Raw genomic sequence first — 21,366 nt, forward strand, 5'->3', positions numbered from 1 at the left:
TTCATCAAAAAAATCGTGATTATTTTGAAATTTTCACTTCTTCTTCCAGTAACCTCATCGTTCTGACTCGTTTCGTAAATGTAGCTAAATGAGTAATATCATGATTACGCAATGTCTTTATATTCTCTGCCACATATTTTCCTAAATCATTCGGATAATGAGCATCTGAGGAGAGAGTAACTGGAACGCCATACTTAGCTAATACTTGTAAATATAGCGGACTCGGACACATTTCTCGTACAGGATAGCGATAGTACAATCCTGCATTTATTTCCGTTGCCGTATTTGTTTCTACTAATGCACGTGCAATTTCCTTATAATACGAAAGTTGTTCATTCTCATCTAACCGATAATTAAATACTTTTATGTTATCAAGATGAGCTATAATATCAAATAATTCAGAGCGAACTGCACACTCAACCGTGTTGAAAAACGTTTCATATAAAGCATTTAAGTCATGTTCCTCAAAATATTCTTTCGTATCTGGATTATCAAATCCCCAGCCATTCAAAAAATGAACGGAACCAATTACATAATCAAAGTCTCCTAATGCGAGTAAAGATTGTAATTCTTGTTCACCACCAATAAAATAATCCGCTTCAATTCCAAGTTTTAGCGTCACACCTCGTTTACTCCATCGTTCTTTCGCCTCTTCAATTGCCTTTGTAAAATCATGTAGTGACGCTACCCTTACTTGGTCTAACCATTCCTTCTGTAAACGCCCCAGCCTCGAATCACTAATATCGACATATCTTTCATAGTATTCTTTCGCTTCATAAAAACGGTATAAATGATCGACAATACCAACTTCTTTTATACCTTTTCGCAAAGCTTCTTCTAAATATAAATCAATCCATTTCGTTGTAAATGGCCCTTCTTTCACACGTCTTTGCAGCCGTTCTTGTGTTTTCACAAGCCATTCCATAGAATGTTTTTCTTCTTTAAGCGGTTCATAATGTTGTAATGCTTCATTTATTTTAGCTAGCCATCCTATTGAATACGGCCCTTCTTCTAAATGAATGTGATAATCCATCTTCATCTATATTCCCCCCTTATAATGTATCTATGTCTCTTCTGTCCCCTACTCTCGAAAGCTTCCCATTTCTTTCTGTCACTTCCTCCATAACATCTTCTAATGATATATTTTTTTCAGCTAATAGAACGAAGCAGTGATACAATACATCCACCATTTCTTTCACTAATTCTTCTTTATCATTATTTTTAGATGCGATAATTACTTCCGAACATTCCTCACCAATTTTTTTTAAAATTTTATCTTCCCCTTTTGAAAACAAGTAATTTGTATATGATTCAGGAAGTGGATTTCCCTTTCGTTCTTCAATTGTCTCAAACAGTAGTGTAAAGGCGTTTTCCATATGTATCCCCCCTATATAATTTTATAATGAAAACATGTTTTCTCTCCTGTATGGCAAGCAGACCCTACTTGCTTTACGACAACAACAATTGAATCTTGATCACAATCTAAATAAAGAGATTGCACATATTGGACATTTCCTGATGTTTCTCCTTTATTCCATAACGATTGTCTTGAACGAGAATAAAACCATGTTCTTTTCATTTCTAGCGTTTTTTCATATGCTTCTTCATTCATATAAGCTAGCATTAAAATTTCTTTTGTACCTTCTTCAATTACAACTGCTGGTAATAATCCTTTTGAAAAGTTAGGTTTCATAACCGCACCTCAATGTTTGCGTTTCTTAATTTTCTCTTTACGTCCTGCACTGTCGCCTCACCATAATGAAAGATGGATGCTGCTAACGCTGCATCAACTGTTGTTTTTTGAAAAACTTCTATAATGTGATCAGCATGACCACAGCCACCTGACGCAATGACTGGTACAGAAACACTTTTTGAAATTTCTTCTGTTAAGCGAAGATCATATCCGTTTTTCGTTCCATCTGCATCCATACTCGTTAACAAAATTTCGCCTGCTCCTAGCTCGGTAACGCGCTTTGCCCACCCGATTGCATCCATTCCCGTATCAACTCTTCCGCCGTTCACATATACATTCCACTTTTCTTCTGTTACTTTTCTAGCATCAATTGCTACGACAATACATTGTGAGCCAAAGTGTTCTGCCCCTTCTTCAATTAGCTTTGGATTTCGCACTGCTGCTGAGTTAATTGAAACTTTATCTGCCCCAGCTCTTAGTAAATTGTACATATCTTTAACACTTGAAATCCCCCCGCCAACTGTAAGAGGAATAAATACTTTTGATGCTGTTTTTTCTACAACATCTATAATCGTTTTTCGTCCTTCATGCGTTGCCGTAATATCTAAAAATACTATTTCATCTGCTCCCGCCTCATTATATAAAGCGGCTATTTCAACAGGATCACCGACATCTTGTAATCCTATAAAATTTACACCCTTTACGACTCGCCCTTCTTTCACATCTAGACATGGAATAATGCGTTTTGCTAACATAACTTCGTTACCTCTAACACTTCTTCTAAATCAATCTTTTTCTCGTAAAGAGCCTTACCAATTATGACGCCATATATATTCATATCATTTAATTTTTTCACATCTTGAATAGAGGCCACTCCTCCAGAAGCAATAAGACGCATAGCAACGTTTTTTTGTAGTAACTCCAATTGCTCTATATTCGGCCCTGCAAGTGTCCCGTCTTTCGAAATGTCTGTAAACACAATCGTTTGAACACCTACATTCTCCATTTGCTTCGCTAAATCAATGTAAGAAATTTCAGACACATCAAGCCAGCCTCTCGTTGCTACGAAACCATTTTTCGCATCAATACCAACAATGATTTTTTCTTTATATAGAAGAACCGCCTCTTCTAAAAATGCCTTATCATAAAGAGCAGCTGTTCCTAAAATCACTTTATCTACACTTACTGACAATAGTTTCTCTACCGCTAGAAGCGATCGAATTCCTCCTCCAACTTGTACGGGAATACGTACTGCCTTGCAAATTTTTTCAATGATCGGCAAGTTTAACGACTCACCTGCAACTGCACCATCTAAATCAACGATGTGCAATCTTTTTGCTCCAAACTTTTCAAATATAATCGCTTGCGCAACCGGATCTTCATTCATTACTGTTTCTTTACTAAACTCTCCTTGATAAAGTCTAACGCAGCGTCCCTCTTTTAAATCGATAGCCGGGAAGATTTCCATGCTTCTACCACTCCTTTGAAATTTTTCAACATTTGCATTCCTATATCACCACTTTTTTCAGGATGAAACTGTGCGCCATATATACTTCCTTTTGCTACAAAACCAGGTACGTACACTCCATATTCACTTATTCCATACACAATTTCATTTGGACAATCTGCGTAATAAGAGTGGACATAATATACGAAAGAACCATCCTCTACTCCATTCCAAAGTGCTATTTCTCCCTCTTTCTTTAACTCATTCCATCCCATATGTGGAATTTTATAAGGAACCTTTAACTTTCGAATAACACCTGGCAATAAACTTAATCCGTTACAGTCTTGCAGTTCCTCACTTTTTTCAAATAAAAGCTGCATTCCTAAGCAAATGCCTAGAAGCGGTTTTCCTGAACGTCCGACTTCTTTTAATACACGCACTAAATCTTTTTCTTCCAATACATCCATCGCTTTTGGAAATGCTCCTACTCCTGGTAAAATCACTCCATCACTTCTAAAAATCTCTTCTTTATCACTCGTTAAGATGTACTCTGCTCCAATATATTTTAATGCTTGTTCTACACTACGAATATTTCCCATTCCATAATCTATAATAGCAATCAATTACAACATCCCTTTCGTTGAATTTACACCAGTAATGTTGGCATTTCTTTCGACCGCTTCTCTAAGCGCTCTACCAAACGCTTTAAATAACGCTTCAATTTTGTGATGTGTATTGCTTCCGTATAAAATGCGAGCATGTAATGTAATATTGGCGGCATGCGCAACTGCTCTAAAAAACTCTTCCGTTAGTTCTGTATCAAAATCCCCAAGCTTCGGATTCGTTAATTCTCCTTGAAATACAATATACGAGCGCCCGCTTATATCAATTGCGACAAAACCTAGAGACTCATCCATCGGTACATATGCGGAGCCGTAACGGTTAATTCCCTCTTTACTTTGCAATGCTTCTTTCAAACAATTTCCGAGTACAATTCCAACATCTTCAACTGTATGATGTGCATCAACGAATACATCGCCTTCCGCCTCCACTTGCAAACCGAATCTTCCATGCCTTGCAAATAAAGTTAGCATATGATCAAAAAATCCAACTCCCGTTTGTACAGAAACGCTCTTGCCTTCATCAAGCTGCAAACTTAATTTTATTTTTGTTTCTGTCGTCTCACGTATTTGACTGGACTCACGCATTATTCTTCCTCCTCAAATCGTATTTGAATTGCTCTCGCATGCGCATGTAACCCTTCTTTATTGGCAAGTTCTACAATATGATGTTGTACATCTCTTAACGCTTCCTCCGTATAAGACAGAAAGCTTGATTTTTTCACGAAATCATCGACTGATAACGGCGAGAAAAACCTTGCCGTTCCACTTGTCGGTAACACGTGATTCGGTCCTGCTACATAATCACCGAGCGGTTCTGGTGCATATGGTCCAAGAAAGATAGATCCTGCATGCTTCACATAAGCTAGAGCATTCATTGGTTCTTTTATATGTAACTCTAAATGTTCTGGAGCGATTTCATTCGATAATTGTAATGCCTCATCTAAAGAAGGAACGATACAAATGGCTCCATTTCTATTTATCGATTCACGTGCAATTTCGCTTCTTGGTAATGTTTCTAACTGTCTTTCTATCTCTTTTTCTACTTCTTTTGCTAACTCTATATTCGTTGTAATACAAATTGCTGTTGCTCTCTCGTCATGTTCTGCTTGTGATAATAAATCAGCAGCGATATATTTTGCATTGCCGGTTTCATCAGCAATAACTACAATTTCTGATGGTCCAGCAATCATATCGATATTTACTATTCCGTATACTTCTCGTTTCGCCAGAGCGACGTACAAATTTCCTGGTCCAACTATTTTATCCACTTTCGGAATCGATTCCGTCCCGTATGCTAAAGCAGCAATTGCTTGCGCACCACCTATCGTATAAATTTCATCTACCCCTGCAAGACTTGCAGCAACTAAAATATGTGGATCAATTCCTCCTTCTCTCGGCGGTGTTACCATTACAATCTTTTCCACACCAGCGAGTTTTGCTGGTAATACATTCATTAATACTGATGAAGGATACGAAGCAGTTCCGCCTGGCACATATACCCCTACATTTTCTAACGGTCGAATGATTTGTCCTCTAATAATTCCTTTACTCGCACAATCGAATATAGATTGCCTTTTTTGCTTTTCGTGATACGAAATAATGTTTTTCTTCGCCTCTTGTAACGCTTCTAAAAATGAATTCTCTACAACTATACCCGCTTGTTTTATTTCTTCTTCACTTACACGAAACTCTTTCATCTTTACACCATCAAACTTGTTTGTATAAAAGGATAGGGCCTCATCCCTACTCTCCCTTACATTTCGAACGATTTCATTTACACTCCTTTGAACAGTTTCTTCTATTATAATAGCGTTTTCTCGTAGCAATTTTATTTTCGATAACGCCTTTTGAAAATCTTCAGAAACGATCTCCATTACAAGTCCCCCTATTTTCCTGACAAAATTTCTTGCTCCATCATATTTATAATACCGAATATTTCGTCTTTTTTAGTTTTTAATGCAGCCTTATTTACAATCATTCGAGCAGATATAGAACACATTTCCTCAAATACAATGAGTCCATTTTCTTGTAATGTTTTTCCTGTTTCCACAATATCAACAATCGCATCTGCCAACCCAAGAATAGGAGCGATTTCTACAGAACCTTCTATTTTTATAATTTCTACATCCTCCCCTTTATCATGAAAATAGTTAGAAGTAATATGTGGATATTTCGTCGCAATGCGTTTCTTCCGGTAGCTCTTCGGATTATAAGTCGGAATAGAAGCAACACAAAACTTACACACGCCCACTCCTAAATCCAACATTTCATAAATATCTTTCTCATTTTCCATTAAAATATCTTTTCCAACGACCCCAATATCAGCTACTCCGTGTTCTACATAAGTAGCAACATCTACTGCTTTCACTAAAATAAATGAGATATCTGTATTTTTACTTTGAAAGACAAGCTTTCGTCCCTTATTTTTGAGCTCTGAACAATCAATTCCAATCTGCTCAAAGAGCGGAATCACATGTTTTTCTAATCTTCCTTTCGTTAACGCAATTTGAATGTTACGCATGAAGTTTCTCCTTCTTTCTGGACTACCCATTTCTCTTTCCATACATATTCCACTAATGATTCATTCTTTGCCTCAACGACCGTTACGATTTGATTTTTTCTTGCAAATTGAAAGGTGTCGTTTACATTAGAGAATAAAGATAGCTCTACTTTTTTCCCGTCCTTTTGAAGTAAATTTCGTAACCTTTCCGCTTCTGCTAATCTATTTAACTCATAATGAACGATAATATCTATTCTCTTTCGTTCATATGGTTCTTGCTGCTCTTGTAGTGCCTTCACAATTTGATTGACTTGTACCGCGAGTCCAACAGCCGGCAGCATCTCTCCAAAATTTCCAATTAACTCATCATATCTTCCGCCACTAACAATTTCTTCTCCAATTTCATATATATATCCCTTGAAAATAACTCCCGTATAGTAATCTAAATGTTGGATCATACCTAAATCAATTGATATGTAAGATCCATATCCTAGTTTTTCAATTGCTTCATATATCTCTTTCACTCTTGCAATAGCCATTTTCATTTCATTACTTGAGGCGAGTTTTTCTGCTTCCTCAATCACTTCTAAATTCCCAAATAGCCTTGGTAATTTCTCAAGTAATCTTACTGTTTCATCACATCGATCTAATTTCTTTTCTCTAATAAAATTTGATAGAGCAGCATAATTTTTACCTTCAATGTATGTCCTAAGTACTCTCTCTTCTTCCTCATGAATGGAGAGCTTTTTGACAATACATTTATATAACTGCACTTGCCCAATCTCTATTGTAAAAGATTGCACCTTCACTTTTTGAAGTGATTGAATGACGCTTATGACGCATTCAATTTCAGCTCTTACATTATCAATCCCTATGATTTCAATACCACTTTGTACAATTTCATTATATTTTCCAGTAAGGGACTCATTCGCCCGAAATACATTCCCGCTATACGTCAGTTTAAGCGGCGTATCCCACCGCTGCGTTCCCATTACTCTCGCTAAAGGAATTGTCATATCTGGACGTAACACGATAATCCGTCCCTTTTCATCAAAAAATTTATACATCTTTTCTTCCTCTATCGGTCTATTTTGAAAGGCAAAAACATCATAAAATTCAATTGTCGGTGTCCTTATTTCCTCATAACCTCGCCCTAAAAAAGTACGTCTTAATTTTTGCTCCACTTCTTCAATTAACGTACATTCTTCGAATAAATAGTCTCTCGTTCCATTTGGGTTTGCCCGTTTCCATTTTGTCATCTAAATTCTCACACCTTTCCCTTTCTAATGTATGCCTATTTCATTCACCTAAACCGAAAATAAAAAGAGCCTTGTAGACAAAATACCTACAAGGCTCTTTAGTAGAGTGTAGGTACAACGGGAATAACCCTTGTGCCTACACGTTTTCACGCTAGGTTCAAGGGCTTTATGTATGATGATGTAGTTGTGTAAGCATTTTAATAGATTGTTCGATATTCATAATACTTACTCCCTTTCTCCTCTGATTTTTACATAGTATATAATACTTAATTCTGAATGTAAACACATTTTGAACATTCCGTTATTTCTTAATATAAAGCTACTTCCCTTTCATACTCTACAATTTCTTGTTCATATTGCATTGTAATACTAATTTCATCTAAACCATTTAATAATTTCTCTTTCCACATTTTCTCGATTGTAAAATGAAACCTGTATGTACTCGTTGTAATGACTTCATTCTCTAAATCTACTTCTATTTGTTCTCTCGCATCCGTTTTGGCAAGTTGTTCTCGCATTTCTTTATCCATTACAATTGGTAACATACCATTCTTCATACAATTCATATAAAAAATATCTGCAAACCCTCCAGCGATAATAGCGCGGAAACCATAATCAGCAAGCGCCCACGGAGCATGTTCTCTTGAAGAACCGCAACCAAAATTATCACCTGAAATTAATATACTTGCCCCTTTTCTATCTTTTGCATTAAGCGGAAAATTAGGATTTTCCTGGCGGTTATTATCATAACGCCATTCATCGAATAAATATTTTCCAAATCCCGTCCTTTCAATTCTCTTTAAATATTGCTTCGGAATAATTTGATCTGTATCAATGTTATCATTCATCAGTACTGCGGCTGTACCTTTATGAATACGAAATGGCTCCATCATAACTCTCCTTTCTAGTATCAACAAAATGACCATATAACGCAGCTGCTGCTGCCATTGCTGGGCTAACTAAATGTGTTCGTGCCCCTTTTCCTTGTCTTCCTTCAAAATTACGATTTGAAGTGGAAGCACAATGTTCTCCTTCAGGTACTTGATCTGGATTCATTCCAAGACACATGGAACATCCAGGTTCTCTCCATTCAAATCCAGCTTCTTCAAATATGCGATGTAGTCCTTTTTGCATCGCTGCTTCTCTTACTCTTTTCGATCCAGGCACAACGAGTGCTCGCACACCTTCTTTTACCTTTCTCCCTTTCACAACAGATGCAGCAATTTCTAAATCAGAAAGCCTGGAATTTGTACAAGATCCAATAAAAACATGCTGAACTGGAATGTCATACGTACTTTGTCCAGGGCTTAATCCCATATAAGAAAATGCTCTTTCATCATTTGCATCATGCTTTTCCGGCAACTTTTCATCAATACGAACACCCATACTCGGGTTTGTTCCCCACGTAACATACGGTGCTAAATCCGTCACATCTATCAAAATATGTAAATCATACATTGCATCTGCATCTGTATAAAGTTCAGACCATTTTTTCTCGAAAGTTTCATAGTCTTTCGGTGCATATTTACGCCCCTTTACATAAGCAAATGTTTTTTCATCTGGTGCTATAATACCAGCCTTCGCTCCCCCTTCAATTGCCATATTACAAAGCGTCATTCTCTCTTCCATCTCCATAGACCCAATCGTCTCTCCGTAAAATTCCATTACGTATCCAGTTCCAACTGCTACACCGTACTTTGAAAGGAGATGCAAAATAATATCTTTTGCGTAAACACCTTTCTGTAATTTCCCTTTTAACTCAATACCCATTGCTTTCGGTTTGCGTTGCCATAACGTTTGCGTTGCCAATACATGTTCCACTTCACTCGTACCAATGCCAAATGCTAACGCGCCAAACGCACCGTGCGTTGCTGTATGACTATCACCACAAACAATTGTTTTTCCTGGCTGCGTGAGACCTAGTTCTGGTCCGATAACATGAACAATCCCTTGCTCTTCATCCCCGATATCCGCTAACGGCACCTGAAATTGTTTACAATTTTCCCGAAGTGTATCTAGTTGCTGCTTCGCAATGCGGTCCGTAATATTCCAAACATCTTTCGTTGGGACATTGTGATCCATCGTTGCGAATGTTAAATCTGGTCTGCGGACCGTTCGATTTGTAAGCCGCAAGCCTTCAAAGGCTTGCGGTGACGTTACTTCGTGAACAAGATGCAGATCGATATACAATAAATCTAATCCATTTTCGTTTGTTGTAACTACGTGTCTTTCCCAAAGCTTATCTAGCAAACTTTTCCCCATTATCTCCCTCTCCCTACTAGCGCTTGTTCTTCCATTTCTTGCATAACTGCCTTCGTAAATGAAGTTGTCGTTTCAGTGCCTCCGATATCTGCTGTACATTTCCCTGATGTAAGGACTGCTGAAATTGCGTCTTCAATTGCACACCCTTCTCTCGTTAATCCGAACGATTGCCCAAGCATCATGGCAACAGAGCGCATCATGGCAATTGGATTCGCTTTATTTTTCCCGGCAATATCCGGTGCTGATCCGTGAATAGGCTCGTATAATGATGGTCCCTTTTCCGCGTGACTTGCTGATGGAAGCATTCCTAATGATCCAGCTAATACGGAAGCTTCGTCGCTCAAAATATCCCCAAATAAATTTTCCGTTACAATTACATCAAACCTTCCTGGATTCCGAATTAACTCCATAGCAGCGGCATCTACTAAAATATGTTCTAGTTCAACGTCTGGATAACGAAGTGCTACTTCTTCCGTAACAGTTCTCCATAGTTTACTAGACTCTAAAACATTCGCCTTATCAATAGATGTTACTTTTTTCTTCCGCTTACTCGCTAGTTGAAAGGCATAAGAGACGATCCTTTCAATTTCATGACGATGATACGTAAGTGTATCTGTTGCTACTTCGTCCGTTCGTTCTTTCGGATAAGAAAAATAAATTCCACCTGTTAATTCACGAACGACAACGAAATCAATTTCATCAGCGTTTTTTAATGGCGATAAATGTGCCGTTGCGCTTTCTACCGTTACAGGGCGAACATTTGCAAATACACCAAGTCCTTTTCTTAGAGCTAATAATCCTTTCTCCGGTCTTTCTTTCGCAGCATCCCACCTTGGTCCACCAACCGCTCCCAGTAAAACCGCATCACTTGCTAAACAAGCGGCAAGCGTTCGTTGCGGTAATGGTTGCCCATTAAAATCGATAGCACTCCCGCCAAAGTACTCATCTTGCAAGTGAAAATGATGTCCATATAACCTTTCTACCATATGCAATACTTCCTTCGCACTTTCCATAATTTCTGGGCCAACACCATCACCAGCTAAACAAACGATACGTTTTTCCAATTTCAACACTCCTTTAACTGAATTTTCAGAACTTTAATTTGATAGGTAAGGAAGCTTCTCCCTCACCCATCAAACACTTATTTCACAAGCGCTATAAGAGATTTTAATTTTCCTGCTGCATGGACATATGCTCTTGCCGACGCTTCCAATACGTCTTGCGCAACACCAAAACCTGATACTTGATGCGTTCCTTCTTTTAATTCAACATGAACATGAGCCAGTGCGTCTTGACCTTGTGTAATAGATTGTATGCGGTAATCCGCCAATTCACATTCTAATCCTAAAATTCTTTGGATTGCATTATAGATCGCCTCAATACTACCAGAACCAGTAGCTGCATCTTCGTATACATTTCCTTCCTCGCCTTTTAGTACAACTGTCGCGCATTGTGTACTATTTGATACGAAATGTACTTGCAGTTGCATAATGTTATATTGCTGAGCCGCAAATGCTGCTTCCCCAAGCATAAGTGCACGTAAATCTTCCTCCGTAATCTCCTTCTTACGATCAGCTAATTTTTTAAACGCTTCAAACACCGCATCTCGTTCTTCCTTTGTAAATTCATAGCCAAGCTCTTTCATTTTTTCTGTAAACGCGTGACGGCCAGAATGTTTTCCAAGTACAAATAGGTTTTGAGATTCGCCTACTAGCTCTGGTTCAATAATTTCATATGTTGTCACTTCTTTTAGAACACCGTCTTGATGAATTCCTGATTCATGAGCGAACGCATTCGCTCCAACGATCGCTTTATTTTTCGGTACAACCATCCCTGTTAATCTGCTTACTAATGTACTTGTCGCTTTAATTTCTTTTAGCGTCATAGAAGACTCTGCTTTATAGAAATCTTTTCTAATATGAAGAGCAACTGCGACTTCTTCTAACGCCGCATTCCCAGCTCTTTCTCCAATTCCATTCATTGTTCCTTCTACTTGCAACGCTCCGCCTTCAACCGCAGCTAGTGAATTTGCCACAGCCATCCCAAGATCATCGTGACAATGACAAGAGAAAATTGCTTTTTCATATGAAGGAACGGATTCTTGTAAGTATTTAAAAAGAGAATAATATTCTTCTGGATTCGTATACCCAACTGTATCTGGAATATTAATTACATTCGCTCCTGCACGAATCGCAACTTCTACCGCTTCAGCTAAAAAATCCCTTGCTGTTCTTGTCGCATCTTCTGCAGAAAATTGTACTGTCGGAAATAATGATTTTCCAAGTGTAACCGAGCGGTGAATACTATCTAATACATCTTCTTTCGACATACAAAGTTTATATTTCATATGAATATCACTCGTAGCTAAAAATACATGTAAACGAGGAGACACAGCACCTTTCACCGCTTCATACGCTCTTCGAATATCACTTTCTTTCGCTCTAGCTAAACTCATAACTGTAGCATTTTGAATCGTATTCGCGATGCGTTTTACCGATTGAAAATCCCCTTCGGAAGCTGCTGCAAAACCAGCTTCCATGACATTAATACCTAGTCTCTCTAATTGCCTTGCAATTTGCAATTTCTCTTGTTCATTTAAATTCACTCCTGGTGATTGTTCGCCATCACGTAGCGTCGTATCCATGAAAAAAATCTGCTTCATATTATTTGACCCCTGCCTTTACTCGCGGTTGTACGAAAGGCATCATTTCACGTAATTTACGTCCAACTACTTCGATTTCATGTTCATTCTCTTTCTCATTTGTCGCATGGAAATTTGGTTTTCCTGCTTTATGCTCTGCAATCCAGCCTCTTGCAAATGTACCATCTTGAATTTCTGCTAGCACTGCACCCATCGCTTTCTTCGTATCTTCCGTTACAACGCGTGGTCCTGATACGAAGTCGCCCCACTGCGCTGTATCTGAAACTGAATATCTCATATTTTCAAGTCCGCCTTCATACATAAGGTCAACGATTAGTTTTAGTTCATGTAAACATTCAAAATATGCAAGTTCCGGTTGATAACCAGCATCAACTAACGTTTCAAATCCAGCTTTTACTAGCGCGGTTACTCCTCCGCAAAGTACAGCTTGCTCTCCAAATAAATCTGTTTCCGTTTCTTCTTTAAATGTCGTTTCTAGTACACCAGCTCTCGTAGCTCCAATTCCATCAGCATAAGAAAGTGCCTTTTCAGTCGCAACTCCTGTTGCATCTTGGTATACTGCAAATAGTGCAGGAACAGCTCCGCCTTCAGCAAACGTACGGCGAACTAAATGTCCTGGTCCTTTTGGTGCTACTAGAAATACATCTACATTCGCTGGTGGTTTCACTTGATCAAAGTGAACATTAAATCCGTGTGCAAAAACGAGAGAATTTCCTGCCTGTAAATTTGGCGCAATTTCCGCTTCATATACTTCTGGTTGCAGTTCATCCGGTAGTAAAATCATTACTACATCAGCCTGCTTTGCTGCTTCTGCTACTGTATATACAGAAAATCCATCTTCTTTCGCTTCATCCCAAGAATTTCCTTTTCTTAAACCTACTACTACATCAAAACCGTTATCACGTAAATTTTGCGCATGCGCATGACCTTGCGAGCCGTATCCGATGATTGCTACTTTCTTTTCTTTTAATACATTTACCGTTACATCTTTCTCATAATAAACTTTTGTCATTTTCATTTCCCCCTATATTTAAATGATTATTGAATTAACATAACTTGCTTATCTTGTTTTTTCATACTACGCGTAAACGCTGTTACACCTGTTCTAGCAATCTCTTTCAAACCGTATGGACGAAGTAATTCAATTAACGCTTCTACTTTCTCCTGTGTACCTGTTACTTGCACAACTATGGAATCCTTCCCAACATCTATTACAGCGGCTCGAAACGGCTCAATTAAACTATATAATTCTGCTCTTGCTACTGAAGTTGCGACTTTAATAAGTGCAAGTTCTCTTGCGATCATCGCTTCTTCTGTAATATCTGATACTTTCAGAACATCAATTTGCTTATGAAGTTGTTTAATTAACTGCTCAACTTGCTGTTCATTTTCAACGTGTACAACAATCGTCATCCGCGATATGTCTGATGATTCTGTATGACCTACTGAAATACTTTCAATATTAAAATGTCTTCGTGTCATAACACCTGTAATTCGGTTTAACACACCACTTTGATTTCGAACTGTCGCTGTAACAATTCTCTTCACCTTTTTTCCACTCCCTCCATTTGGTGAACACCTTTCCCTGGTGCAACCATCGGCATTACCTTTTCTGATTGAAGTACACGGCAATCAATTACGACCGGTTCTTGTAATTCAATCGCCTGCTGTATTTGCTTCTTTGCAAGAAGTGGATCATCTATGCGAACTCCTTTTATACCATACGCATTCGCAAGAGCGACGAAATCTGGTTGACACGACAATAGAGAGTGCGAGTATCTTTTGTTATAAAATTCATCTTGCCATTGTCTTACCATTCCTAAAGCTTCATTATTTAAAATAAATACTTTAACAGGTAAAGAGTGTTCTTTTAACACACTTAATTCTTGCAGGGTCATTTGAAATCCAGCGTCACCGACAATTGCAATAACTAGTTCTTCAGGCTTCGCAATTTGTGCACCAATTGCTGCTGGAAATCCGAACCCCATCGTCCCTAATCCTCCTGAAGTTACCCATTTATCTGGAGTTTTCAGCGGATAATATTGGGCTGCCCACATTTGATGTTGCCCAACATCTGTTGTGACAATCGCTTCTCCCTTCGTAATTTCATATAACATATCAATTGCGTATTGAGGCTTAATACTTTCAGAGTTTCGTTTATAAGAGAATGGATACTGTTCTTTTCTACTCTTTAATAAGGAGAGCCACTTATGATGATTTTCTTTCCTTCCTTCTGGTTGAAGTAATACTTCCAACGCTTGCTTAGCACTTGCAACAATAGGAATTTCAGTCGGCACATTTTTTCCGATTTCTGCTGGATCAATATCGATATGTGCGACAGTAGCCCCTTTAGCAAAATAAGCTAAATTTCCAGTAAGCCGATCATCGAATCTTGCACCTATATTAATAAGTAAGTCGCATTCATATAACGCCATATTGGCTGTGTATGAACCATGCATTCCTCCCATCCCTAGAAAAAGTTCATCATCTGGCGGAAAGCCACCAAGACCAAGTAATGTATGCACAACAGGAATTTCATATTTACGAGCAAAACTTGTTAACTCTTTTGATGCTTTCGCATGCAATACACCTGCTCCAGCTAAAATTAACGGCTTGTTTGCAGCACTAATTGCTTGTAATAATTTGTTTATTTGGAGTAAATTCGGTTCATAATTTGGGTTGTATCCTGGTAAATCCATTTGCACATCATTACATCGTTCTCCTTGTTCTACTACCATATCTTTCGGAAGATCGATAACGACTGGGCCTGGTCTTCCTGTTCTAGCAATATGAAATGCTTCTTTAATAATTCGAGGTAAATCTGAAGCCTTTCGCACTTGATAGTTATGTTTTGTCACCGGCATCGTAAGCCCCATAATATCCGCTTCTTGGAAAGCATCACTTCCAATTAACGTTGTTGCTACTTGCCCTGTAAATACAACAAGTGGTAATGAATCAATCATCGCATCTGCTAGACCCGTAATCACATTTGTAGCACCTGGTCCACTCGTTGCAATGACAACCCCTGGATTGCCAGTAATTCTGGCATATCCTTCAGCAGCGTGAATCGCTCCTTGCTCATGCCTTGTTAAAATATGCGGAATTTCACAGTCATAGAGTGCATCATAAAGAGGTAAAACAGCACCACCAGGATAACCGAAAATCACTTCTACTCCTTCCTTTTCTAGCGCTTCTAACAATAGCTGTGCACCAGTTGCCAGTTTCTCTTCCGTTTTTGAAGACATTGTTCTTATAAGCCCCCTTTTTGAAAACTTTTATCAATAAAAAAAAACCTACGTCCACACTCCAGCTATGTGCTGAAGGGACGAAAGATTTCGCGGTACCACCCTTCTTCGCAAGAATACTCTTGCCTCAGTGACCCATAAATGAGTCTAGCTAATAACGGAGCTACCGTCTAAGCCTAGACAAACGCTTCAGCTTAGCACTCAAGGGCGATGTTCGTCGACGTGAACCATCGGTTTTCAGCAACCACCGACTCTCTGTGAGGCTTCACAATCAACTACTCCTCCCTCTCAACGCTTTCTTATGTTATAAAGAGTTGTTATCCAACTTTATTTTCTTCGTAAATCTTCTCTCCATCTTCTATAACTAACTTTCGGAATTCTTCTAATAAACGATTCGTATGTGGACCCGTTTGCCCTAAACCAATCGTTCTACCATCTACTGTCGTAACAGCAATTACTTCAGCTGCTGTTCCTGTTAAAAATACTTCATCAGCTACATATACATCATGTCTTGTAAATAACTCTTCTCTAACGTCATATCCAAGTTTTTCACCAATTTCTAAAATAGCGTTTCGTGTAATACCTTCTAACGCTCCAGCAGAACTTGGTGGTGTAATTAATTTATTTCCTTTTACAATAAACACGTTATCCCCTGAGCCTTCAGCTACATACCCTTGATCATTTAACATAAGTGCTTCTTGTACTCCAGCCAATTTCGCTTCGATGCGAACTAAAATATTGTTTAAGTAATTTAAAGATTTTACTTGAGGCGACAAAACATCTGGGCGGTTTCGGCGCGTTGCAACTGTTACAACTGGAATCCCTTTTTCATAATATTCTTGCGGGAATAAAGATAGTTGCTCTGCAATTACTACTACATTCGGTTTCTTACAAGAATCAGGATCTAACCCAAGATTTCCTGCTCCTCTCGATACAACTAGGCGAATGTATCCATTAGATAATTTATTTTGTCGAATCGTCTCAACAACAATATTCTTTACTTCATCTAAAGAATATGGAATTTCTAACATAATGGATTTTGCTGATTCATATAACCGGACAAGATGCTCTCTCAAACGGAAAACATTACCGCTATAAACTCGAATCCCTTCAAATACTCCATCGCCATATAAATAACCATGATCATATACTGAAACTTTTGCCTCGTCTTTTGAAACAAATTCTCCATTTAAGAAAATCCATTGCTCGTTCACTGGAAAGCGCCTCCTATGTTCTATGAATTTTTTATTGTTTCCTAGTTTACTCTCCTTTCTAAATAAATCAAGTGAATTTTTAGAAAATTTTTAATTTTTAATCGTACGTACATCTTTGATTATACTGATTTAACAACGTTGTTAACGTTTACAAAAAGTCAAAAAAATTTTTTCGCCAATTTTCACTAAAAAAAACATTTGTTTAAAAGAAGGATTTTCATCAATTGATACGAATCTATTGTATTCAATAAACGGACGTCCGTTTTTATAAATTCGGGAATATATAACGACTTTTGCTGAAAAAGGGGGAAAATAATAAAAATAACGCTGTCTAAAAATAACATTCATATTTTTCATTTCGTAATCATAATCCTATTTTTAAAAAACAATTTGTCAAAATGAAGGAGGAAATCAATATGGCGTGTGTACAAATTAAAGGAACGAGACAAGAGGTAGTAGAAATGCTTCAACTATTTGATCTAATGGATACGAAAGGTTTTTGTAAATTCGATAATTATGTAGAAGTAGAACCAAATAATAAAGAACATAATAATTTTACTGCTTCAATTGACATTCATTCAAATACTTCTTCTGCCCAAGATACTTTAAACGATCAATTCGTAAGTCAAATGCTTACTGGTGTATATAACGACTAAATAAAAAGAAAGAGGACTCCTTTTGAAAAGAAGTCCTCTTTTTTATATTCACCTAACGGGAAAGTAACATATATACTGGATGAAAGCCCTACCTCTCTCTCATCATTACGGTTCCACTGACCGCTCCTTGATTCACTAGTATACATATAAAGCTTACAAATATAATTTATAGGGTTTGTTCACAAAAGTTGTTGGTAAAATTACCCGATCTTTTGCAAACTTTTCGTATTATATTCATAAGATCTATTTACTTTACACTAGCTGTAACCGAGACACGAATTAAAATTTTAACACCAATACAATAACTTGTCAACTTTTTTATAAATTAAAAACAGACAATAACGGTTTGTCTGTTTTAGAATGGAGCCTTTTCTTTTATTACATATACAACAAAGCCGCTTACTAACATACATAAGCCAACGACTAAGTTTTTGATATTAATCATAAATTCCTCTCCCTTATTCCACACATCATATATATTTAAAGTTCATTTATTCCGATCATCCTAAAGCGCACTTTTTCTAATATATCATAATTCCTAAAAAATGCAAGTTCACTTCTGACGATTATTTACAAATTTATCTACAGTGCTTGGTACAGTATTTAAAGCCTTCTCAATTAAATGCGTACTACTATTGAGGTGCAACACTTGCACACCGTTAGAACCAACTACTAAAAAAGCAACTGGGCTAATAGAAACTCCAGCCCCGCTCCCGCCTCCAAATGGATGACTTTGCTTGTTCTCTTTATGCTGCCCTTGTCCGTTATTATGTTTTTCAGAAATAAAATCACCTTTGAAGTCACTTCCGCCAGCTCCAAAACCGAAAGCCACTTGAGATACTGTTAATACTACATTTCCGTCAGCTGTTGAAACTGGGCTGCCAACAATTGTATTTACATCTACCATCTCTTTTAAATTTGCCATTGCTGTTTTCATTAAATTTTCAATTGGATGTTCCATTATGTATTGCACCCTTTCCTCATTATTCTTTTTTATACTTTCCAAAATAGAGGAAGTCATACTAACTTTTCCTATTTCAAAAAAACAATTTCCACCTTTTAAATGGATATTACTCCCTGTACATACTCGGATAAAAAGGAAAAAGAGATGCATACTACTATTGAACCTTGTTATGAAAGGAGTCATGACTTTGACTGAGAAATTTGATGAGTATAAAAAAAGAGATAGAATAGATAGTGACTATAAAGAAGAATATGCAGCTGAGGTTGCACCACAGCGCATTGATTATGATTACGATAAGAAAGATCATAAAGGTGATGTAAGATCGTCCGCCGCTGGATCAACTGCTGGCTTTATCGCTCTTGCCTTAGCTATCTTATCACTCTTTACCTTCCCAACATTATTTGGTCTTGTTTCTGTATTACTAGGAATTTACGCTTATAATCGCGGAGCTACTGTAACTGGTGGTATCGCTGCGATTGTCGGCGGAATTGCAGCACTCATTGCAATTTTGTTCCGAGTAGCGCTTATCGGTTTATTATTCTCCCTTTTTTAAAAAGAAAAAGGTATCTCGCTTATGCGGGATACCTTATCCTGTAAATACATCTTCCGATGGATATTTAATTTTTTGTTTTGCTGGTCGCGCTAAAGAAAAGACAATTGTTAACGGACCAATTAATCCGCAAAACATAACAAACATAATAATACATTTTCCAAACGCTGATAACTTGGCAGTAATCCCCATTGTTAACCCTACTGTACCAAATGCTGAAATTGTTTCAAATAGTAACTGAACAAAACTAAAGTTTTCTGTTAGCATTAATACAAATACTGCTGCAAAAATGAGGATTTGACTGGCAACGGCAATGGCTAACGCTCTCGTTACTGTCGACATTTTAATTGTGCGCTGAAATAAAACGATTTCCTCTTTCTTTCTAAAGAAAGAAAGAACAGATGTAACTAAAATAACAAACGTTGTTAATTTAATCCCTCCACCCGTCGATACACTTCCTGCACCAATAAACATTAAAACCATCGTAAATAATATAGATGATTCTTCCATCCCCCCGTAGTCAACTGTGTTAAATCCAGCAGTACGAGGAGTAATACCTTGGAAGAATGAAGCCCATAACTTTTCATTTAAAGGTAAATCCCCTAACGTCTTCACATTATTATATTCCAATACAAAAATCACAATCATCGCTATCACATTTAGCGCTACCGTTCCAACAATCATGATTTTGGAATGAAGTGATAATTTTCGAAAACTACGACTATACCATATATCAATTAATACGGTAAAACCGAGACCACCTATTACGATTAAAGAGCAAATCCCAATATTAATAATAGGATCTCCTACATACCTTGTTAAATTATCCGGCCATAGAGCAAATCCAGCATTATTATAAGATGCAATAACGTGAAAAATACTATAGTATACACCTTTTTCAAAGCCAAACTCTGGAATAAAGCGAAACGATAAAAAGATGACTCCAATAAGCTCAATACAAATTGAAAATATAAACACACGTTTTACTAATTTTACAAGACCACCTATATTTGTCTGATTAAATGCCTCTCCGATTAATAATCGATGGCGTAATCCGATTTTTTTACCTAATACCCAAACAATTAAAATGGCAATTGTCATAAGACCTAAACCGCCTGTTTGAATTAAAAACATAATAACAATCTCGCCAAACATCGTAAACGTACTTGCAGTATCTACTACTCCCAATCCCGTTACAGTTGCTGCTGACGTTGCCGTAAAGAAAGCATCTACCCAACTAATATGTACTTTCGTTGCGAATGGTAACTTTAATAACAAACCGCCAACCACAATTAAGCAGAAAAAACCTAATGCTAATATTTGTGGTGGATTTAATCGTATAAAACGATTATACAGCCCTTGTCTTTTTGTTACTTCCATATTCACTAACTCCCTTTTTCCCCTCATAACTAAAGGCTTATAAAAAACCTTAAATAACGGGATAAACCTTATATTCTTATAATATAGTTGAGCATAGTCCTTTTTTTCATAGTTTTCAACTTTTATTTATACTCGAACTTCATTTTATGACAAAACACTTTCTATTATATTATTCTTACTCTACAACTCTCACAACAATCATTTTATATGTATCATTTCTCAAATCCTCATACCTTTCACTTTATATTCACACGAGGGTCACATCTATCTTTTATAGTACATGTATCGAAGTTGTTCCTCCCTAATTTTTAAGACATTCCCCAGTGTCTTGAACAACTTCCATCCCTAATTAAATTGACATAAATTGTCCCCTTCCTTAGGCCATCATTTGCGATGGTCTTATTTTTGGTTTACTCTACCATTTATTTAAAACTCCCTCTCTCTTTCACTCTATGTTCACATAGGGGTCACATCTACCTTTTATAGTATATGTATTGGAGTTGTTCCTCCCTAATTTATAAGACATTCCCCAGTGTCTTGAACAACTTCCATCCCTAATTAAATTGACATAAATTGTCCCCTTCCTTAGACCATCATTTGTGATGGTCTTATTTTTTGTTTACTCTACTCTTTCTTTCAAACTCCCTCTCTCTTTCACTCTATGTTCACACCCCGGTCACATCCACCTTTTATAGTATATATATCGAAGCTGTTCCTCCCTAATTTATAAGACATTCCCCAGTGTCTTGAACAGCTTTCCATCCCTAATTAAATTGACATAAATTGTCCCCTTCCCTAGGCCATCATTTGTGATGGTCTTATTTTTTGTTTACTCTACTCTTTCTTTCAAACTCCCTCTCTCTTTCACTCTATGTTCACACCCCGGTCACATCCACCTTTTATAGTATATA

General features: G+C 37.3%; 24 protein-coding genes and 1 other annotated feature. Of the genes, 2 read left to right on the forward strand and 22 right to left on the reverse strand.

Features of this window, described 5'->3' with window-relative positions; genetic code table 11:
- Positions 1-19: 19 nt before the first annotated feature.
- From ACTFOB_RS14325 to ACTFOB_RS14415, 19 genes are all read right to left on the reverse strand, one after another.
- On the reverse strand, positions 20-1,039 hold the full coding sequence (locus ACTFOB_RS14325) for a histidinol phosphate phosphatase domain-containing protein (RefSeq protein ID WP_440025255.1): 1,020 nt from the start codon (positions 1,037-1,039) through the stop codon (positions 20-22).
- Between the two features lie 13 nt (positions 1,040-1,052).
- Positions 1,053-1,376: a phosphoribosyl-ATP diphosphatase gene (gene hisE, locus ACTFOB_RS14330; RefSeq protein WP_151631136.1), complete on the reverse strand. Its 324-nt coding sequence runs from the start codon at positions 1,374-1,376 to the stop codon at positions 1,053-1,055.
- Positions 1,377-1,387: 11 nt separating this feature from the next.
- Positions 1,388-1,693, reverse strand: coding sequence for a phosphoribosyl-AMP cyclohydrolase (gene hisI / locus ACTFOB_RS14335; RefSeq protein WP_440025257.1), 306 nt, complete (start codon positions 1,691-1,693; stop codon positions 1,388-1,390).
- Positions 1,690-2,448 carry an imidazoleglycerol phosphate synthase cyclase subunit gene (hisF, locus tag ACTFOB_RS14340; protein WP_440025259.1) on the reverse strand — a complete coding sequence of 253 codons (759 nt, stop codon included), beginning with the start codon at positions 2,446-2,448 and terminating at the stop codon, positions 1,690-1,692. Before hisF ends, hisI begins: the two co-directional genes overlap by 4 nt.
- Positions 2,442-3,161 (reverse strand): 1-(5-phosphoribosyl)-5-[(5-phosphoribosylamino)methylideneamino]imidazole-4-carboxamide isomerase, encoded by a 720-nt coding sequence (gene hisA / locus ACTFOB_RS14345; RefSeq protein WP_440025261.1) that lies wholly within the window; start codon positions 3,159-3,161, stop codon positions 2,442-2,444. Before hisA ends, hisF begins: the two co-directional genes overlap by 7 nt.
- The gene (hisH, locus tag ACTFOB_RS14350) at positions 3,134-3,763 is read right to left on the reverse strand and encodes an imidazole glycerol phosphate synthase subunit HisH (protein ID WP_440025263.1); all 630 of its coding nucleotides are present in this window, start codon (positions 3,761-3,763) and stop codon (positions 3,134-3,136) included. Before hisH ends, hisA begins: the two co-directional genes overlap by 28 nt.
- Entirely contained in the window at positions 3,764-4,348 is a 585-nt protein-coding gene (gene hisB, locus ACTFOB_RS14355; protein WP_151631141.1) for an imidazoleglycerol-phosphate dehydratase HisB, read from the reverse strand.
- Positions 4,348-5,637, reverse strand: a complete 1,290-nt coding sequence (hisD, locus tag ACTFOB_RS14360) for a histidinol dehydrogenase (protein WP_440025266.1) — start codon at positions 5,635-5,637, stop codon at positions 4,348-4,350. The genes hisB and hisD overlap by 1 nt, the downstream gene beginning before the upstream one ends.
- Positions 5,638-5,648: 11 nt before the next feature.
- Entirely contained in the window at positions 5,649-6,284 is a 636-nt protein-coding gene (hisG, locus tag ACTFOB_RS14365; protein WP_440025268.1) for an ATP phosphoribosyltransferase, read from the reverse strand.
- Positions 6,260-7,522, reverse strand: a complete 1,263-nt coding sequence (gene hisZ, locus ACTFOB_RS14370) for an ATP phosphoribosyltransferase regulatory subunit (protein WP_440025269.1) — start codon at positions 7,520-7,522, stop codon at positions 6,260-6,262. Before hisZ ends, hisG begins: the two co-directional genes overlap by 25 nt.
- A gap of 308 nt (positions 7,523-7,830) precedes the next feature.
- On the reverse strand, positions 7,831-8,412 hold the full coding sequence (gene leuD, locus ACTFOB_RS14375) for a 3-isopropylmalate dehydratase small subunit (RefSeq protein ID WP_440025271.1): 582 nt from the start codon (positions 8,410-8,412) through the stop codon (positions 7,831-7,833).
- On the reverse strand, positions 8,390-9,784 hold the full coding sequence (leuC, locus tag ACTFOB_RS14380; protein ID WP_440025272.1) for a 3-isopropylmalate dehydratase large subunit: 1,395 nt from the start codon (positions 9,782-9,784) through the stop codon (positions 8,390-8,392). Before leuC ends, leuD begins: the two co-directional genes overlap by 23 nt.
- Positions 9,784-10,848, reverse strand: coding sequence for a 3-isopropylmalate dehydrogenase (gene leuB / locus ACTFOB_RS14385; RefSeq protein WP_440025273.1), 1,065 nt, complete (start codon positions 10,846-10,848; stop codon positions 9,784-9,786). The genes leuC and leuB overlap by 1 nt, the downstream gene beginning before the upstream one ends.
- A gap of 77 nt (positions 10,849-10,925) precedes the next feature.
- Positions 10,926-12,446 (reverse strand): 2-isopropylmalate synthase, encoded by a 1,521-nt coding sequence (gene leuA / locus ACTFOB_RS14390; RefSeq protein WP_440025274.1) that lies wholly within the window; start codon positions 12,444-12,446, stop codon positions 10,926-10,928.
- 1 nt (position 12,447) lies between these two features.
- On the reverse strand, positions 12,448-13,458 hold the full coding sequence (gene ilvC / locus ACTFOB_RS14395; protein ID WP_440025275.1) for a ketol-acid reductoisomerase: 1,011 nt from the start codon (positions 13,456-13,458) through the stop codon (positions 12,448-12,450).
- A gap of 26 nt (positions 13,459-13,484) precedes the next feature.
- Complete coding sequence (gene ilvN, locus ACTFOB_RS14400; RefSeq protein WP_000822948.1) at positions 13,485-13,994, reverse strand: acetolactate synthase small subunit; 510 nt, start codon at positions 13,992-13,994, stop codon at positions 13,485-13,487.
- A complete protein-coding gene (ilvB, locus tag ACTFOB_RS14405) occupies positions 13,991-15,691 on the reverse strand; it encodes an acetolactate synthase large subunit (RefSeq protein ID WP_440025276.1) in 1,701 nt (566 codons plus the stop codon). Before ilvB ends, ilvN begins: the two co-directional genes overlap by 4 nt.
- A gap of 73 nt (positions 15,692-15,764) precedes the next feature.
- Positions 15,765-15,992: a binding site (T-box leader), on the reverse strand.
- Between the two features lie 16 nt (positions 15,993-16,008).
- Positions 16,009-16,905 carry a branched-chain-amino-acid transaminase gene (gene ilvE / locus ACTFOB_RS14410; RefSeq protein ID WP_440025277.1) on the reverse strand — a complete coding sequence of 299 codons (897 nt, stop codon included), beginning with the start codon at positions 16,903-16,905 and terminating at the stop codon, positions 16,009-16,011.
- 141 nt (positions 16,906-17,046) lie between these two features.
- A complete protein-coding gene (locus tag ACTFOB_RS14415) occupies positions 17,047-17,262 on the reverse strand; it encodes a hypothetical protein (protein ID WP_440025278.1) in 216 nt (71 codons plus the stop codon).
- Between the two features lie 59 nt (positions 17,263-17,321).
- Between ACTFOB_RS14415 and ACTFOB_RS14420 the strand changes: the two genes are divergently transcribed.
- Complete coding sequence (locus tag ACTFOB_RS14420) at positions 17,322-17,561, forward strand: DUF3911 family protein (RefSeq protein WP_440025279.1); 240 nt, start codon at positions 17,322-17,324, stop codon at positions 17,559-17,561.
- Positions 17,562-17,916: 355 nt separating this feature from the next.
- On the opposite strand, the gene ACTFOB_RS14425 is transcribed toward ACTFOB_RS14420, so the two are convergent.
- Both ACTFOB_RS14425 and ytfJ read right to left on the reverse strand, forming a co-directional pair.
- Positions 17,917-18,006, reverse strand: coding sequence for a hypothetical protein (locus tag ACTFOB_RS14425; protein WP_000608225.1), 90 nt, complete (start codon positions 18,004-18,006; stop codon positions 17,917-17,919).
- Positions 18,007-18,114: 108 nt separating this feature from the next.
- Positions 18,115-18,582: a GerW family sporulation protein gene (gene ytfJ, locus ACTFOB_RS14430; RefSeq protein WP_440025280.1), complete on the reverse strand. Its 468-nt coding sequence runs from the start codon at positions 18,580-18,582 to the stop codon at positions 18,115-18,117.
- 112 nt (positions 18,583-18,694) lie between these two features.
- Here ytfJ and ACTFOB_RS14435 point away from each other — a divergent pair, with 112 nt between their 5' ends.
- Positions 18,695-19,078 carry an imidazole glycerol phosphate synthase gene (locus ACTFOB_RS14435; RefSeq protein ID WP_440025281.1) on the forward strand — a complete coding sequence of 128 codons (384 nt, stop codon included), beginning with the start codon at positions 18,695-18,697 and terminating at the stop codon, positions 19,076-19,078.
- A gap of 33 nt (positions 19,079-19,111) precedes the next feature.
- Here ACTFOB_RS14435 and ACTFOB_RS14440 read toward each other — a convergent pair whose 3' ends face one another.
- Positions 19,112-20,455 (reverse strand): TrkH family potassium uptake protein, encoded by a 1,344-nt coding sequence (locus ACTFOB_RS14440; RefSeq protein ID WP_440025282.1) that lies wholly within the window; start codon positions 20,453-20,455, stop codon positions 19,112-19,114.
- Between the last annotated feature and the right edge of the window lie 911 nt (positions 20,456-21,366).

The sequence above is a fragment of the Bacillus cereus group sp. MYBK79-1 genome, from assembly GCF_051915365.1.
Taxonomy (GTDB): domain Bacteria; phylum Bacillota; class Bacilli; order Bacillales; family Bacillaceae_G; genus Bacillus_A.